A 15481-nucleotide genomic window follows, 5' to 3' on the forward strand; every position below is an offset into this window, starting at 1 on the left:
CAAATGAAAAAGTGAGACTCATCGTAAAGAAAGATGAAAATAGCGATGTCACTTGGTTTTCTTTAGATAAATTTACTGAAGATTTTTTTGTTTGTAATATAGCATTTTAGCTTTAACTGAAAAACAAATATATAAAACTAATGCTATTGGAATAACTAGCCACAGTAAACCTCTTCCCGCTGCAAAAGGCGTTTCAAATAAAAAACGTCTCCAAAATGATATTCCAGACATTTCCCATAGCCCTGGTGTATAATATAATAATTTAGGATTAAGAACTGATTTAATGCCAGTGCTATAGAAATAGGTAAATATACTACTGCAAGTCCTATCCACATATCAGATAATCTTTTGTACCTTGCTGCTTTTGACATATCATCTGAAAAAATATCCTCATCACCATTTTCATTAATTTTTTTGAAATATTGTGCTCCACAACTTTTATTACCAGATATATGTTTCCAACCACTATCTTCAAATAGAGCACTATAATCCATAAAACCCCCTTTATTTTTAAAAATTCTATAATCAATTCTTATTTTAGTATTTTCGGGTTTTGTAAAACTAAACTTATACCCAAAAGATGCCGTTTCTAACTCATATCCTTTTTTAGCCATGTCGTTTAACCATTTCTCTTCTTTATCATAATTAATGAAAAATTTAAATTTTCTCATCTTAATACCCCCAAATTAGAATTTTATTAAACTTCTTGTTATATCAATCATAAAATTCATTCTTTCAAAATCTAATTGTAAAACTTCTTTTCCTTTTTCAGTAATAACATAAACCTTTCGCCTAGCATCATCACTTTTCACCGATTGTATGAATTTTTGTTTTAGTAAGTTCTCAATAGCACCATAAAGTGTCCCTGCTGCTATCTTAACTTGATAATTACTTAATTCTTCAACCTTTTGCATAATAATATAACCATGAGCAGGTTCTAGTAATGCTAAAAGTACATAGTAGGTGGTTTCTGTTAATGGTAAACTTTTATCTCTATTCATATTCTCCTCCAATTAGCCAACAAAACTATACAGTTATACTATATAGTCTTATTATATACAGTTCAACTGTATATGTCAATATTAAAAATATAGCCACATCAATAATTAAGACTATTTTAGATGTATTTCAATATATATATTGAAATATGGAATATATATATTGAATCATGTAGTATATATATGTTATACTGACTTCAAGGAGGGATTAATAAGTTGTATAATAAATTAAAGCTAGCTCGAATTGAAGTAAATTTAACCCAGCAACAATTAGCAGAGAAAATAGGTGTTACTCGTCAAACCATTAGTTTAATAGAAAAAGGTAAGTATAATCCTACCTTGAAGCTATGCCTAGACCTATGTTATGCAGTTAATAAGACCTTAGATGAATTATTTTGGATAGAATGGAGAGTTATGAATCATGAATAAAATCAAAGATGAACGTTTAGTTTTAAGAAACTTAAAAAATATTCGTATTGCTTTTTTGTTTCAAACCCTTGGCATAATCATCATTTTATGTAAAGAACATTTTATGGATGGTAAAAGTTTTTCAGATATTCCATTGTTTCTTGTATTTATTTTAACTGGTGTAATAATGAGCTTTCTTAATATGGGGATTTCAGTAGATAATGAAGATCCAGAAAAAAGCTCTATATTCAATTCTTATAAGTGGATTTTAATACTTTCTATTACGGTTGGTGCTTTATTTATATTTATATCTCTAATATTTTCTAATGAAATACCTTTTACTCGTGCTTTAATAGGAGGATTAATAGTATTTATATGCTTTTTGGCAGCATTTTCAGTTGGATATTTTATAAAGAAAAACCATTCTGATGGGTTAGATGATTAGTATAATTTATTTTAAAGCCTATTATATTTATCCGATGGCTACCATCCGTAACACCCCTCTCCTCTTCAAGGTGGGGATGACGGCTGCTACGCCTCTGGATAATTTCTTCTAAGCCTTTGATGGAGAGATGTATTCCTTATAAGCAAATTCCACCTGAGTCTAAGAATCACTTGATACTAGAGGATTATCGTACCTCCTATAGAATATATTAACAGTGACTTATTATAACATTTAATTCACCTTTGTAATAAAACATAAAGTAAAGGAGACCTAATTATGAAAAAAGATGTCTTTGACAATATAAAAGAACAGTTAAATGATTACAAATATTCTTCAATGAAATATACCGAGTACGAAGAGATTTCAGACTATGATGTACTTTATAGTAATGAGAAGCTAATTTTGACTTTTGGATTTAATGTGGAAGCAGGGCTACATGAATTTCATTGGGCAACTAATAGTGCCTCCATTTTACTTAAAGAGGTAAATAAATCAAATGAAAAAGCGCTGATAACTTTTATTCCAACTGAATGGATTGAGGAATTTAGAAAGAATGCGTTCCATATATATGCCATATGGAATGCTTATTTCCAGAATGATATTTCTAAGAGTTTAGATCAGGTGAACTCAATGGAATTTTTAAAGGAGTATGATTGCAAAGAGGCATCTGAGGTAACACTTTCTTGTAGGGGACAAAGCAGGGGATTTTCAGGTCAAACTGAGGAATGGATGAAACAATGGATTAAAGTGACAGAACCAAATGCAGTTTCGTTAGATGGTAAAGATAGTGCAGTTTTAGTGCATCGTGAAAATGACAAGATAACAGGTATTATTTGTGTAACGATTTATGGCCATGGTGAAAGTGATGGTGCAGTATTATGGGTACGTGAAATAGCAGTGCTTCCTGAATATCAGCGAAGAGGAATAGCTAAAGCCTTGTTAAATCAAGCATTATCCTATGGAAAATCTAAGGGTGCTAAAAGAGCATTCCTAATGGCAGATGAATGTAATAAGCACGCAATAAAACTATATGAAAGCGTAGGGTTTATTGCTAACAAAGGTGAAGCTCAAAATGATATGATACGAAAATAAAGTCAATTAGAAGGTTAAAAAAAGAATTGAAGAACTTAGATAAATATATAAATTACGTCTTTATAATTATAATAAAAAACCATTTATTAGAGAACACTATATTATGGAGGTGTTTTCATGAATGGCAATGTTGAATTTTTAAATTATATCCACCAAAATTCTGGAATGGGCACAGATACAATAAAACAACTAATTGGTATATGCAAAGATGAAGAATATAAAAAGGTACTACACTCTCAATTAGCTGAGTACAAAATGATTCACTCTGCATCAAATCAAAAAATAAAACAGTTTAACAAAGAGTCTAAAGATATTAATGTCTTTTCTAAGGTATCTAGTTATCTTATGATAAATATAAATACACTATTAGATAAAAGTCCTTCCCATATTTCAGAAATGCTGATTCAAGGTAGTACCATGGGTATTATAGATATAACAAAAAAGTTAAAGGAATATCCTAATGCCGATAAAGAAATCCTTGATTTAGCGAGTAGACTCTTAAAGCTTGAGCAAGATAATGTAGACCAATGCAAAAGATATCTTCAATAACTTCTCATTAAATTGTGTTATACTATATTTAAATAATCCTTTACTTATAGTTTGGGATCTATAAAGGTTTAGACCACTGAACCCGAATCAGTGGTCGTTTTTTATCCATTTTATTTCTCTTATCATATGCTACAATCTATTATTGTAAATTTTATTTCTTGTTGAAAACATTGTTATCTTTATCTTTTATTTCACTTTCAGAAATAATTTCAAATTCCAAATTTAATCCATCTTTATTAAATATTTTTATATTATTATCGTTTTTTTCAACTTTTACATTTTTATGAGTGCCCATATCATATATCTCTTCATATTTTTTGCCTTTTTCGATGTCTGTCTCATTTATATTTGGCTTTACGTTTATGTCTATAGATAATGAATCACTTGTGAATTTTAAAGCTAATAATTTATCACTAGATTCCCAGGTAGTATTTGAAAATTCTTCAGTAATGTTTTTATTTGAGCAAGCAACACTAAATGAAAGAATTATAAGACATAAAAATAATAAGGTTTTTTTGCTTAATTTATTAATCATACTAAACACCTCCCTTCAAAATTATTAATCTTCAATAGATTTCATATGATGATTACTTGTAACATATCCCTTATAGATAGCATCCCAAGTTCCATCTTTGTTTCCCCATATCTCATCTAATTCTAATCTGCCAATATACGCACCATCATTATATACATAATACTTTTTTATATCGAATCCCGTTTTATAGTTAACAGTATGATAAATATACTTTTTATGAGTATTCACTTCATAATCTGTTTTTTCAATCTCCATAGTGGGATCTAGTACTTTGGCTGGTGAAGGTATAGGATATTCAGGATTATATAGATATCCTTCATAAATACAAAGGTACCCACCTTCGTCAGTAACAATATTGACTAAAGATAACCAACCTTCAAATCCTCTGTATTGAAAATACTCTTGATTTTTTATATAGTCTGGACGTAAAGTTCTTTTAGTTGACCTGTGCCAGATTCTTCTAACAGGGACATTAGGTACGTCATCAATTTTACCAGAGATGCTTTCAGATACTGTTAGGTTCGATACCTTGTCTGAAACATTTGCAAATACTGTTAGGTTTGATATTAACAAAATGAATACTATTAGCAAACTTGTTTTAATAAAAGAAATACTTTTCATTAATAATCCTCCTTTAATTTTAAAAGATATTATTAAAATAAGTGTAATTATAATGATAAAACCTTAATTTGTTTTACCCTTTTCAAATGAATTGATCATTTGTTAAATAATATTTCTTTTAGTATTATATATTCTATTATACAGTACTAAGGTTTGAAATAGTTGTCAAAACCTGTCGGAGATAAATAATTTTTACTTTCTAAACTAATTTAAAAAACCCCTTTTTTCTTTTTCTTTTTCGCTCTCTATGGATAGGTTATAATTAACTATACAATAAATATTCTTTCTTTATTAGTATCTAACTCTTTTACTATTTCTAAAATAGTATACGTGAACTATCACCATTGTGGGAAGTGGATGGCTTCTTAGTCAATATCTCTAATGAAACAAGTTTACCCAAGCTATCAAGGTCAGAACTGACCTCGCTGAATTTTAAGATAGTGTTAACACTACCTTTGTTTTATTTATTTCAATCCTTGCTATTGCAAGGGTTTGTGCTATTTTAAACGTAAAAAACAATGCCCCCCTCTTTTCTGATATAATTGTTGTATCGAACCCAACAAAAATCTCCAAAAAGGAAGGTGTCATCATAAGTACAATTATATCAATATTAGTTACATATAATCGACTATTACTTTCACAAATAAATCAATTACTTATTTTCATTGCGAAAAACATACCTTTAAAGGCTCCAAAATATGATATAACAAGCCCTAAATCCAAAAAACTTACTAATGATATGATACGAAAATAAGGTTAATAAGAAGGTACTTATGATAAAGAAAACATTAATAATATCAGTGTCAGGTGTTACAGCAGGTGGAAAAACAACGATAATAAACGAACTCAAGAAAAAAATGAAAAGTGCTAAATCACTTCATTTTGATGATTATGATTTCGAAGGAGAAGTTGATGATTTTCATCAATGGGTTATGAATGGAGCAGATTACAATGTATGGAACTTAGAACCACTAAAAAAAGATATATTGAAATTCATAGGAGATAATGAGGTTCAATATATTTTATTGGATTATCCGTTTGCATATAAAAATGATTTGATCAAACCATTTATAGATTGTACGATTTTCATTGACACTCCTTTAGATATTGCAATGGCAAGACGTGTGTTGCGTGATATGCTTAATTCTACTGGAGATGAAATCAGGGAAGATATGAGTTTTTATTTGAAATATGCGAGAATTGCATATGAAGAAATGCTAAAGACTATTCTGCCAAATTCGGATTATGTTATAGATGGCAGTATGTATTTAGGTGAGATTGTCAAACAAGTTATGGATATAATAAAAATAAATTATGAGAGCAAAACGAATGAATTTAATTCGTAATGTTCATAAATTGTGCACTAAATTGTAATTAAAAGATAATAGATAGACTACATTCTTTATATGTAGTCTATACTCAATAATTGCAGCGTGTGTTACACTAGATATAAGAAGGAAGAAAACAATAAGGAGGCATTTATGAATATAGAAAAACTTATAAAGCAACTTGGTAAAGCACTTGCGTCAATGGTTATGCAAGAAGACGTTACAATGTATGAAAACATTGATTTTGGAAATGTGAATTCATTAACTATTCTACCTATAACATTAAAAAATCTTATCCTTAAAGGAGAGTACAATAAAGCGGAAAATGTTCTTTTCAATGAGGTAACAAAGCATCCATCAAAAGAGGTGTATAGTATTGCAGAGGATTTTTACAATATACTGCTTTCTAAAAGTGATGATGAATTAATAAAGAATAACTTTTCAAAATGTGAAATTTATCAAGGACTAAAAGATATCAAAAATATAATTGAAAAATCTAAGTTACCGAAATCTTAAAAGTATACACCCCTGATCCATTGATCCGTGCTTCTAATTCCACTTCATATTTGCCATTATCATCTGTATGTGTAACAAAAAGGTCCTTTTATAAAAACACTTAACCTTCCCCACACTCTTTGAAGGTTTTTATAATCTATTATTATAAAGTAGATCATCTATAAATATCCCCCTAGCTTGAAGGGCTTTAATATCTATAAATCCACATCTCATACAATAAGATTCATCGCTACTAGCATCCTTTTTTAGCCAACCTATGCCACTATAATTTAAGCAATAAGGCTTGTCTTTTAATGTATATTTAAATGCCTTTATGTTTAAGCTTGGGTGGCTTATATTATAGGTTTTGCAGTAATCTAGTAATTTACCATAAAACTTATTATAATTTATCCTAAGAATATAGGCTCCGTCTTCATTAACATAGGTATCATAATCTACCTTCCAAAGTAGTACTTTATTAAATGCCATGAGGTTCATAATCTGGAAGAACTTCTCGAAGGCTACCTCTCTCATTATGGGATTATCTTCTCTAAGATTTGCTCCCCTCATTACAGAATCATTTTCTACTAGGCTTGTCCCACCCACTACTGAATTATCTAATATTAAGCTTGCTCCTCCTATTATAGAATTACCTACTTTTGAACTTGTCTCTTTAACTATAGAGCTACCACCCTTAAAATTTCTATCTAACATTATAAAATTTCCTCCTTATATATTAATAATTTTTCCATGTTAAAAATGCTTTATATAATTAATAAATTATATATATTAATAGCTTTATATATTGATAACCTTTTATATATTAATAACCTTTCTAAGAACCAACACTTTGATATTCCCCACTCCACTTCATTTTTACTGTGCCTACAGTACCATTTCTATGTTTGCCTATTATAAATTCTATTAAATCTTTATCTTCACTATCTGGATTGTAGTATTCATCTCTATATAAAAATATAACAAGGTCTGCATCTTGCTCTATGGCCCCTGATTCTCTAAGGTCCGACAGCATTGGTCTATGATTTGATCTAGATTCAAGAGCACGTGAAAGTTGTGATAATACAACTATTGTTATATCAAGTTCCTTTGCTAAAAGCTTTAGCTGCCTTGATATGAAGGATATATCTAAATTTCTATTTTCCTTAAGCTTACCTATTTCTATAAGTTGAAGGTAGTCAATGAACACCACATCCAAGCCCTTTTGAAACTTAATCCTCTTACATTCTGCCGTTATACTCCTTAAGGTATAGATATCATTGAACATATGAAAGTTTGATTTAGATATTTTGTCACAAGCCCCTACTATTCTGCTCCACTGATCATCCTTTAACTTTCCAGTTTTTAAGATCTTCATAGGTATAGTAGCTGAATTCGATAAAATTCTTTCAACAGTTGGTAACTGACCCATCTCTAAATGGAAAAATGCTACTTTAAGCTTACTTTTAATTACCATATTAAGAGCCATAGTAAGGCTTACCAAGGACTTACCCATAGATGGTCTGCCTGCTAATATATTTAAATTATGCCTTTCAAAACCACCAATAAAATTATCTAAATTACTAAGACCTGTTTTTAAGGTCAAACCTTGATCCTCACCCTTTAATCTTTTTTCTAGAATCATTAAATAGTTTTGAAGAATAATGTCCATGTCCTCTACAGCTTATTCCTCCTATTTCCCCTGAAAATGAGTTTAGATTTTCGAATAAGGTTATAGGCGTTATATTTTCACTTTTACTATAAAGTTCTACCATGCCCTTATAAATAATTTTGTGACTTGTTATATAAAAATCTTTGATAACTTTTCCTTTGAGTGATCTTTTATTATGTCAATATCTTCAAGCATAGTATCTAAAGAGAACTTGGTGCTTTTACAAAGCTCATAAAACTTAGATAAAAAGCTTTTACTCTTTATTCTTTTAACAAAACGGGTGAAATTCTCCCATCCTCTGCAGGTGAGGGATGAATAGCCCTTATTATTTTAGGTTCGATACATAAAATAATAACCTTTTGACATAATACTATTATGATTAATTATGAAAAGAGGTGATAAAATGCTAAAGGCTTATAAATTCAGACTATATCCAAATGAAGAACAAAAAACATACCTAGCCAAAACTTTTGGATGCACTAGGTTTATATATAATAAAATGTTAGCTGAAAGAATTAAGTCATATGAAGAAAATAAGGATCTAGATATTAAGTCGGTAAAATATCCTACACCAGCAAAGTACAAGGGCGAATTTGAGTGGCTAAAAGAAGTTGATAGCCTAGCACTGGCTAATGCTCAAATGAATTTAGATAAAGCATATAAGAACTTTTTTAGAGATAAATCTGTTGGATTTCCGAGGTTCAAGAAGAAATCTAATACTAATAATTACACAACTAATAATCAGAATGGTACTGTATCCATTGAAAATAACCACATCAAAGTACCTAAACTAAAGTCTATGATTAAGATAGAGCAACATAGAAGGTTCAATGGATTGATTAAGTCTTGCACTATATCACAAGTACCCAGTGGCAAGTATTTCATATCTATATTAGTTGATACTGAGATTGCTCAGTTACCTAAATAAGTGTAGATCTAGGCATCAAGGAATTCGCAATAACAAGTGATGGGGTGTTTTTCAGTAATGCTAAACACTTAAAGAGATCAGAAAAAAGATTAGCTAAGCTTCAAAAGGATTTATCAAGAAAACAAAAAGGAAGCAACAATAGGAAAAAGAGTAGAATTAAAGTTGCTAAATTGCACGAGAAAATAGCTAACCAAAGAAATGATTTTTTGCATAAAGTAAGCACTCAATTAATTAACGAAAACCAAGTTATAGTGATTGAGGACTTGCAAGTAAACAACATGATAAAGAATCATAAATTAGCAAAATCAATAGCTGATGTTAGCTTTGCAGAATTTAGAAGAATGCTCACTTATAAAGCAAAATGGTATGGTAGAGAAATCATAATAGCACCATCAAATTATGCAAGTAGTCAGCTATGTTCTAACTGTGGTAATAAATCAAGTCAAACAAAAGATTTATCCTGCAGAATCTATATATGTCCAGTATGTGGAATGATAATGGATAGAGATATAAATGCTGCTAAAAATCTACTAAAACTAGCAATATAATATAAGACATATTGTTAGAGAGGTTGGAATGACCTTGATAGCTTGGGTAAACTTGCTACAGTATTAGTATTGACCAAGAAGCTCACACCTCTTAGGTGGCGAGTAGTTCACTATCATAATTTCCTCGGTCTTTCCATCATAAAGAATCTTTTCATCAGCTACAAACTTTTCAAGCAATTCCTTTACCCTGTCATTACTTAAGCCTGTCTCAAATCCAGCTATAGAAAGAGAGAATGAGTAAATACCACATTGACTACTACCTGGATTGTTCATTAAATATTGGTAAAAACTTTTTTCCTCAAAGGACAACTTTACAATGAAATTATCTCTCCAAAATTCAACCAAAATGCTTCTATACTTTGCCACACTAAAACCTCCTTAATAGTAACTTCTCTAATCATTAAGTATGCAGAACTTAATGAAGTTACACTAATAATTTAAAATTAATTATATTTGTAGTTATATTTACAGTATCCAAGTTGTAAATATTAAAAATTATAAATAAATAGTGAAAGTAAAAAGAACTTACCTCACCCCTAACATCTGAAATTCTTATAGTAAGACAACAAAAAGAGGCCCAGCTAAAATAATCAAAAGATCATTTTAGCTGGGTCTCTTTTTGCTCTTTAATGTTAATTTTCATAGTTATTGTTATTCTTTATTATTCATATTGTTATTTATATTATTATTCTTATTTATATTATTATTCTTATTTATATTATTATTGTTATTATTCTTATTGTCATTGCCCCTTCTAAGGGGCTTGTATTTTTTATACTTATGTAGATTTTAGATAATATGTAATCTGAGTATGTTGCACATCCCCTAATAATACTATATATTATTATTAAGTAATATATTGTAAAACCTTAGATTAACTTTATTTAATTAGAATATTAATAGGGGAGGGGGATAATTGTGCCTATTCAACCAGTAATTCATACAGATAATTTACTATTAAGACCATTTGAAATATCTGATTCTGGTAGAGTAAAAGAGCTCGCTGGAGATTCAAAAATAGCAACAACAACTCTCAATGTTCCACATCCCTACGAAGATGGAATGGCAGAACTATGGATTAATTCACATAAAGATATTTTCATTAATAAGAAAGGAATTATATATGCAATAATAAAAAAAGACAGTAATGAATTAATAGGCACAATAGCACTAATGATGAACAATATTCACAGAAAAGCAGAATTATCTTATTGGATTGGAGTGCCTTACTTTAATAAAGGGTATTGTACTGAATCATCTAAAGCTCTTGTAGAATATGGGTTTAAAGAGCTAAATTTAAATAAAATATATGCATTATGCATGGATTTTAATGTAGGTTCTTATAGAGTAATGGAAAAGATAGGAATGAAGTATGAAGGCACTCGTAAACAAGACGTTATAAAGAATGGAGTACCAAAAGATTTAAAAAGTTATGCAATTTTAAAAGAAGAATTTAATAAAAGTGCTATATCTTAATATAGTATTAATGAAATTATATGAACTTTTTAAAATACTTTTCAATATAAAAGATGAAGTCATTTATAGGTTTATCTCCTACAACGCATTCATCTTTTAATATCTAATTTACCTTTTTCAATGGATATTTTAATGTAAGTCGTCTTATGAGTATCCCTAAAAACCATGCAATTAATGCAATAGATAAATTAACCTCAAAATCAAAAATCTTAACTAAATAGGTGCTTTTACCTATCCAAAATGATATAACTGCTAAAAGTAATAGACCATAATTATAACCTTTATTAGTATATTTCATGGTTTTTTTAGCAACATTAGCACCTAACATTATAAAAATAAGAAATGTTAATACATTAGAAAAATAAATCATAAATACTCCTCCTAATTACAATTTTAGCCACCTATAGAATGCCGTTAATGTAATTATACACCATATAAGTTCATGTTTAAATGCAATAATTCATCAATATTCAATTAAATAAAAAACGGACATGTATATCTGTCCGTTTTTTATGACTATTTATCCCATGGCTATCATCCGTAACACCCCTATCCTCTTCAAGGTTGGAGATGACGGCTGCTACGCCCCTTTATAAGTTCTTCTAAGAATCACTTCATCGGCCTTCTCTTTAAACATATACTATTTTGATAGCTTATCCATAATGGCCATTATTTCATCAATTTTTTCTTCCTCATTGCCTACTTCAAAGGCTTCTTTTACGCAACCTCCAATGTGGCTTTTAAGCACATCTTTATTTATGTTACGTAGAATGGCTTGAGTTGCCATAAGTTGATTTGAGATATCAATACAATATCTATCTTCCTCAACCATTTTCAAGATACCATCTATTTGTCCCCTTGCTGTTTTCAAAAGACGTGTGGTCTTTACCTTGTCTGCTTTCATAGATGCCACCTCCTTATAATGTTTATTTTAGTTATATTACTTCTATTATTTAATTTGAAAGGTATAAGCTTATTAGCTAAATAAGCCCTTTTTTTCTTTAATGGAAACAACCTTAAAATCTACTTCTTCTATGGCATCTTTAAATACTTGATCCTCTATATCATTTTTTAAAGTAACTACTGCACTTTTCTTTTTAAGGTCTACTTTAGCATCTACACCTTCAATAGCATTTAATGCCTTTGTAACTTTAGCCACGCAATGTGCACAATTCATACCTTCAATTTCTATTATCTTTTTCATAATTTAAATCTCTCCTTTTAATATATTTAGCGTATTAAAACGCAAGTTATAATTTTTATACTTTTATACTTTTATATAAAGATTATATACTATTGATCTATATTTATTAATTTATATTTTTATATTTTGGTTTAAAGAACTTTAATCTTAAAGCATTAGATACTACAAACACTGAACTCATACTCATAGCTGCTGCTCCAAACATTGGGTTAAGCTTTAAGCCAAAGGCTGTGTAAAACACTCCCGCTGCAAGTGGTATTCCTAATACATTATAGAAAAATGCCCAAAACAAGTTTTCTTTAATGTTTTTAATTGTGGCTTTACTTAATTGAACCGCTGTAACAGCATCTAATAAATCACTCTTCATTAAAACTATATCAGCAGATTCAATAGCAATATCTGTACCTGCACCAATTGCAATACCAACATCGGCTCTTGCTAGAGCAGGTGCATCGTTGATTCCATCACCAATCATTGCAACCTTTTTACCACTTGCTTGTATATTTCTAATTTCTTTTTCCTTATCCTGTGGTAATACTTCAGCCACAACTCTATCAATATTTAGCTGTTTTCTAATTGCCTCTGCTGTTTTTTTATTATCCCCTGTAAGCATTACTACATTAATTCCCATAGCCTTAAAGTTATCTATTGCTTTACGGCTTGTGGCTTTAACTACATCTGCTACAGCAATAATTCCAAGAAGATTTTTATCCTCTGCAAAGTATAAGGGTGTTTTACCATCCATAGCAAATTCATCTGAAGTATCTTTTAGAATCTCTACATTAATTTCTCTATCCTTCATCAATGCTAAGTTACCTGCAGTATATTGTTTTCCATCTATTATACCAACTATACCTCTGCCTGAAATAGAATTAAAATTATCAACATTTCTAAGTGATATTCCTCTTTCTTTAGCCTTTTCTAAAATAGCTTCTGCTAATGGATGTTCTGAGGAGCTTTCAATTGATGCGGCTATTTGTAAAAGTCTTTCTTCACTTTCCGAGCCTTTTGTAATTATATCTGTAACTACTGGTTTTCCTTCTGTGATTGTACCTGTTTTATCGAGAACTACAGTACTTACAGTGTGAAGACTTTCCAAAGCCTCAGCTGATTTAATAAGTATTCCATTAGATGCACCCTTCCCAGTTCCAACCATTATGGCAACTGGAGTTGCAAGTCCTAAAGCACAAGGACAAGAAATTACTAATATTGCAATTCCTATAGACATAGCAAATTCAAAAGGCTGTCCTAAAAGTAGCCACACAATTGTAGCAATAACTGCTATACTTATTACCACAGGCACAAATATTCCACTGATCTTATCTGCCATCTTTGCAATAGGTGCCTTAGAGGAGCTAGCATCTTCTACTAGCTGAATAATCTTTGCTAGAGTTGTATCATCTCCAACCTTCTCAGCTTTAAACTTGAAAGATCCTGTTTTATTTATAGTAGCTGCTATTACCCTGTCCCCTATATTCTTTTCTACGGGAATACTCTCACCTGTTAGAGCTGATTGATCAACGGCTGAACTACCCTCTATTATAATGCCATCTACTGCTATACTCTGGCCAGGCCTTACAATTATTATATCATCTATAACTACATCCTGAGACGGAATTTCAACTTCCTCACCATTTCTAATAACTGATGCAGTCTTAGGTGCAAGATCCATTAGTTTTGTTATAGCCTCAGATGTCCTTCCTTTTGCCCTAGCTTCTAAAAACTTACCCATAGTTATCAAAGCTAAAATCATTGCAGCGGACTCAAAATACAAATCCATTGAATATTGATTCACCATATCTAAATTATTATGTCCAAGCCCATACCCTATCTTGAAAATTGCAAATATCCCATATATTAATGCTGCCCCTGACCCTATAGCTATAAGCGAATCCATATTAGGCCTTCCATGAAATAAGGTCTTAAAACCAACTTGATAATACTTACAATTCACATAAACAACTGGCATTGTAAGTAACAATTGAATAAATGCAAAGGTTATTGCATTTTCTGGTCCCATGAGCCATTTAGGATGAGGAAGATTAAGCATATGCCCCATAGATACATACATTAGTGGAATTAGAAAAGCAAAAGAAATAATTATACGACTTTTCATTTCCTTTAACTCTTCCTCCACTGGATTTACTGATTTTTCTATTCTTTTAGAGTAACTTGATCCACGTACAAATATAGAAGCATCATAACCAGCATCCTGAATAGCTTTTATTATGGTGGTACTATCAATATCAGCGTCCTTGTAATCAACTGTCATGCTATTTGAAAGCAAATTCACATTCACCGTATCAACACCTGAAAGTTTTCTAACTGCCTTTTCAACATTAGCCGAACAAGATGAACAAGTCATACCTGTTACATTAAACTTTTGATTCATATCATCACCTCACTATTATTTCGGTACTACACCCCCCGTGGGGTGTATATATAAAGTTTACATCCTTAATTTTGGTTTGTCAATAACTATTACAGTATAAATCACTAGCTTAAACTAAATAAAAGATGAAGATATGCGTAGGATTTACCTACACGTCCTTCATCTTTTTTGTTACCTACATTTTTGCCCTTTAATTTTGTATTTTGTAACAACTAACTTTGCTAATTTATAAGCCATATATCCCAAAATTGCCCCCAACACATTAAGTATCAAATCATCTACATCCACAACTCTAAAAAATCCTATATTTAAGAAGTTCTCTAAAAGTTGCAAAAGCTCAATAGACAAAGAAGCTATAAATCCAACAAACACAATATCCTTTAATGAATTAACCTTTTTCCATAAAACAGGTACTATAAAACCTATAGGCATAAATAAAATAAGGTTTCCTAAAACATTCATAATCAATAATTTAATTTGGAAGCCCACTGAAAATGATCCAATACCAATCTGTCCAATATCATAAATTATTGATTTAAAGGGTATATAGTTGATTCCCATATTAATCATAGTAATAGATTGTCTCCCATATCCAATTCTAATCGGAAATAGAGTAACTCCTATAAGTGCAATTATATATAACACAAAACCAAACTTAACAATCTCTCTAAAAGAATCTACCTTCTCACCTTTTTTCTTTTTTAAAAATATTATAATTCCTGATACTATTAAATACAACGGTATTACAAAAATAACTAAGAACTCTTTTTCAATGAAATAACCCATGTATCCC

The 15481-nt window shown here is 30.2% G+C and carries 21 protein-coding genes and 1 pseudogene; 8 read left to right on the top strand and 14 right to left on the bottom strand.

From position 1 onward, the window contains the following. Nucleotides 1-155: 155 nt before the first annotated feature. Together BV55_RS14755 and BV55_RS0102765 are read right to left on the bottom strand one after the other, a co-directional pair. Entirely contained in the window at nt 156-671 is a 516-nt protein-coding gene (locus tag BV55_RS14755) for a DUF2812 domain-containing protein (RefSeq protein ID WP_242850841.1), read from the bottom strand. A gap of 15 nt (nt 672-686) precedes the next feature. Further along, the gene (locus BV55_RS0102765) at nt 687-1001 is read right to left on the bottom strand and encodes a PadR family transcriptional regulator (RefSeq protein WP_029451225.1); all 315 of its coding nucleotides are present in this window, start codon (nt 999-1001) and stop codon (nt 687-689) included. A gap of 213 nt (nt 1002-1214) precedes the next feature. Between BV55_RS0102765 and BV55_RS0102770 the strand changes: the two genes are divergently transcribed. The 4 genes from BV55_RS0102770 to BV55_RS0102785 all read left to right on the top strand — a co-directional run bounded on the left by BV55_RS0102770 (nt 1215) and on the right by BV55_RS0102785 (nt 3492). Then, a complete protein-coding gene (locus BV55_RS0102770) occupies nt 1215-1427 on the top strand; it encodes a helix-turn-helix transcriptional regulator (RefSeq protein WP_029451226.1) in 213 nt (70 codons plus the stop codon). Then, nucleotides 1420-1851 (top strand): hypothetical protein, encoded by a 432-nt coding sequence (locus tag BV55_RS0102775; protein ID WP_029451227.1) that lies wholly within the window; start codon nt 1420-1422, stop codon nt 1849-1851. Before BV55_RS0102770 ends, BV55_RS0102775 begins: the two co-directional genes overlap by 8 nt. 276 nt (nt 1852-2127) lie before the next feature. Beyond that, the gene (locus tag BV55_RS14760) at nt 2128-2943 is read left to right on the top strand and encodes a GNAT family N-acetyltransferase (protein WP_035794223.1); all 816 of its coding nucleotides are present in this window, start codon (nt 2128-2130) and stop codon (nt 2941-2943) included. A gap of 117 nt (nt 2944-3060) precedes the next feature. Continuing rightward, nucleotides 3061-3492 (top strand): hypothetical protein, encoded by a 432-nt coding sequence (locus BV55_RS0102785; protein WP_029451229.1) that lies wholly within the window; start codon nt 3061-3063, stop codon nt 3490-3492. Nucleotides 3493-3643: 151 nt separating this feature from the next. Here the strand turns inward: BV55_RS0102785 and BV55_RS0102790 are convergent, their stop codons facing one another. From BV55_RS0102790 to BV55_RS15645, 3 genes are all read right to left on the bottom strand, one after another. After that, a complete protein-coding gene (locus BV55_RS0102790) occupies nt 3644-4027 on the bottom strand; it encodes a hypothetical protein (RefSeq protein ID WP_029451230.1) in 384 nt (127 codons plus the stop codon). A gap of 24 nt (nt 4028-4051) precedes the next feature. After that, on the bottom strand, nt 4052-4648 hold the full coding sequence (locus BV55_RS0102795; protein WP_029451231.1) for a hypothetical protein: 597 nt from the start codon (nt 4646-4648) through the stop codon (nt 4052-4054). A gap of 432 nt (nt 4649-5080) precedes the next feature. Next, a complete protein-coding gene (locus BV55_RS15645; RefSeq protein ID WP_198023182.1) occupies nt 5081-5221 on the bottom strand; it encodes a hypothetical protein in 141 nt (46 codons plus the stop codon). A 200-nt stretch (nt 5222-5421) separates the two neighbouring features. On the opposite strand from BV55_RS15645, the gene BV55_RS0102805 reads away from it, so the two are divergent. Together BV55_RS0102805 and BV55_RS0102810 are read left to right on the top strand one after the other, a co-directional pair. Further along, a complete protein-coding gene (locus tag BV55_RS0102805) occupies nt 5422-5994 on the top strand; it encodes a nucleoside/nucleotide kinase family protein (RefSeq protein WP_029451232.1) in 573 nt (190 codons plus the stop codon). A 135-nt stretch (nt 5995-6129) separates the two neighbouring features. Further along, nucleotides 6130-6492, top strand: a complete 363-nt coding sequence (locus tag BV55_RS0102810; RefSeq protein WP_035794225.1) for a DUF6483 family protein — start codon at nt 6130-6132, stop codon at nt 6490-6492. Nucleotides 6493-6621: 129 nt separating this feature from the next. On the opposite strand, the gene BV55_RS0102820 is transcribed toward BV55_RS0102810, so the two are convergent. From BV55_RS0102820 to BV55_RS15245, 3 genes are all read right to left on the bottom strand, one after another. Then, nucleotides 6622-7185, bottom strand: a complete 564-nt coding sequence (locus BV55_RS0102820; protein WP_029451234.1) for a hypothetical protein — start codon at nt 7183-7185, stop codon at nt 6622-6624. A gap of 121 nt (nt 7186-7306) precedes the next feature. After that, nucleotides 7307-8113, bottom strand: a complete 807-nt coding sequence (locus tag BV55_RS0102825; RefSeq protein WP_198023183.1) for a replicative DNA helicase — start codon at nt 8111-8113, stop codon at nt 7307-7309. Then, nucleotides 8085-8288 carry a DnaB-like helicase N-terminal domain-containing protein gene (locus BV55_RS15245; RefSeq protein ID WP_157469692.1) on the bottom strand — a complete coding sequence of 68 codons (204 nt, stop codon included), beginning with the start codon at nt 8286-8288 and terminating at the stop codon, nt 8085-8087. Before BV55_RS15245 ends, BV55_RS0102825 begins: the two co-directional genes overlap by 29 nt. Before the next feature lie 255 nt (nt 8289-8543). Between BV55_RS15245 and tnpB the strand changes: the two are divergent. Further along, a pseudogene (gene tnpB, locus BV55_RS14765) lies at nt 8544-9616 on the top strand (IS200/IS605 family element RNA-guided endonuclease TnpB). Between the two features lie 63 nt (nt 9617-9679). Here tnpB and BV55_RS0102835 read toward each other — a convergent pair. After that, on the bottom strand, nt 9680-9982 hold the full coding sequence (locus tag BV55_RS0102835) for a hypothetical protein (protein ID WP_029451239.1): 303 nt from the start codon (nt 9980-9982) through the stop codon (nt 9680-9682). A 552-nt stretch (nt 9983-10534) separates the two neighbouring features. On the opposite strand from BV55_RS0102835, the gene BV55_RS0102840 reads away from it, so the two are divergent. Beyond that, nucleotides 10535-11092 (top strand): GNAT family N-acetyltransferase, encoded by a 558-nt coding sequence (locus BV55_RS0102840; protein WP_029451240.1) that lies wholly within the window; start codon nt 10535-10537, stop codon nt 11090-11092. A gap of 103 nt (nt 11093-11195) precedes the next feature. Here the strand turns inward: BV55_RS0102840 and BV55_RS0102845 are convergent, their stop codons facing one another. The 5 genes from BV55_RS0102845 to BV55_RS0102865 all read right to left on the bottom strand — a co-directional run bounded on the left by BV55_RS0102845 (nt 11196) and on the right by BV55_RS0102865 (nt 15474). Further along, entirely contained in the window at nt 11196-11462 is a 267-nt protein-coding gene (locus BV55_RS0102845; protein WP_029451241.1) for a hypothetical protein, read from the bottom strand. A 270-nt stretch (nt 11463-11732) separates the two neighbouring features. After that, the gene (locus BV55_RS0102850) at nt 11733-11996 is read right to left on the bottom strand and encodes a metal-sensing transcriptional repressor (RefSeq protein ID WP_029451243.1); all 264 of its coding nucleotides are present in this window, start codon (nt 11994-11996) and stop codon (nt 11733-11735) included. Between the two features lie 72 nt (nt 11997-12068). Further along, nucleotides 12069-12296, bottom strand: coding sequence for a heavy-metal-associated domain-containing protein (locus tag BV55_RS0102855; RefSeq protein WP_035794231.1), 228 nt, complete (start codon nt 12294-12296; stop codon nt 12069-12071). 106 nt (nt 12297-12402) lie between these two features. Continuing rightward, entirely contained in the window at nt 12403-14688 is a 2286-nt protein-coding gene (locus BV55_RS0102860) for a heavy metal translocating P-type ATPase (RefSeq protein WP_029451246.1), read from the bottom strand. Nucleotides 14689-14859: 171 nt separating this feature from the next. Further along, on the bottom strand, nt 14860-15474 hold the full coding sequence (locus BV55_RS0102865; protein ID WP_029451247.1) for a VanZ family protein: 615 nt from the start codon (nt 15472-15474) through the stop codon (nt 14860-14862). Between the last annotated feature and the right edge of the window lie 7 nt (nt 15475-15481).

This window comes from Clostridium algidicarnis (assembly GCF_000703125.1).
GTDB lineage: Bacteria > Bacillota > Clostridia > Clostridiales > Clostridiaceae > Clostridium_L > Clostridium_L algidicarnis.

Coding starts and splice junctions, on each gene's coding strand:
- BV55_RS0102855 (WP_035794231.1), bottom strand. CDS start 12,296: ATGAAAAAGATAATAGAAATTGAAGGTATGAATTGTGCACATTGCGTG.
- BV55_RS14755 (WP_242850841.1), bottom strand. CDS start 671: ATGAGAAAATTTAAATTTTTCATTAATTATGATAAAGAAGAGAAATGG.
- BV55_RS0102865 (WP_029451247.1), bottom strand. CDS start 15,474: ATGGGTTATTTCATTGAAAAAGAGTTCTTAGTTATTTTTGTAATACCG.
- BV55_RS0102860 (WP_029451246.1), bottom strand. CDS start 14,688: ATGAATCAAAAGTTTAATGTAACAGGTATGACTTGTTCATCTTGTTCG.
- BV55_RS0102775 (WP_029451227.1), top strand. CDS start 1,420: ATGAATAAAATCAAAGATGAACGTTTAGTTTTAAGAAACTTAAAAAAT.
- BV55_RS14760 (WP_035794223.1), top strand. CDS start 2,128: ATGAAAAAAGATGTCTTTGACAATATAAAAGAACAGTTAAATGATTAC.
- BV55_RS0102820 (WP_029451234.1), bottom strand. CDS start 7,185: ATGTTAGATAGAAATTTTAAGGGTGGTAGCTCTATAGTTAAAGAGACA.
- BV55_RS0102795 (WP_029451231.1), bottom strand. CDS start 4,648: ATGAAAAGTATTTCTTTTATTAAAACAAGTTTGCTAATAGTATTCATT.
- BV55_RS0102765 (WP_029451225.1), bottom strand. CDS start 1,001: ATGAATAGAGATAAAAGTTTACCATTAACAGAAACCACCTACTATGTA.
- BV55_RS0102845 (WP_029451241.1), bottom strand. CDS start 11,462: ATGATTTATTTTTCTAATGTATTAACATTTCTTATTTTTATAATGTTA.
- BV55_RS0102785 (WP_029451229.1), top strand. CDS start 3,061: ATGAATGGCAATGTTGAATTTTTAAATTATATCCACCAAAATTCTGGA.
- BV55_RS0102810 (WP_035794225.1), top strand. CDS start 6,130: ATGAATATAGAAAAACTTATAAAGCAACTTGGTAAAGCACTTGCGTCA.
- BV55_RS0102850 (WP_029451243.1), bottom strand. CDS start 11,996: ATGAAAGCAGACAAGGTAAAGACCACACGTCTTTTGAAAACAGCAAGG.
- BV55_RS0102805 (WP_029451232.1), top strand. CDS start 5,422: ATGATAAAGAAAACATTAATAATATCAGTGTCAGGTGTTACAGCAGGT.
- BV55_RS0102790 (WP_029451230.1), bottom strand. CDS start 4,027: ATGATTAATAAATTAAGCAAAAAAACCTTATTATTTTTATGTCTTATA.
- BV55_RS0102825 (WP_198023183.1), bottom strand. CDS start 8,113: ATGATTCTAGAAAAAAGATTAAAGGGTGAGGATCAAGGTTTGACCTTA.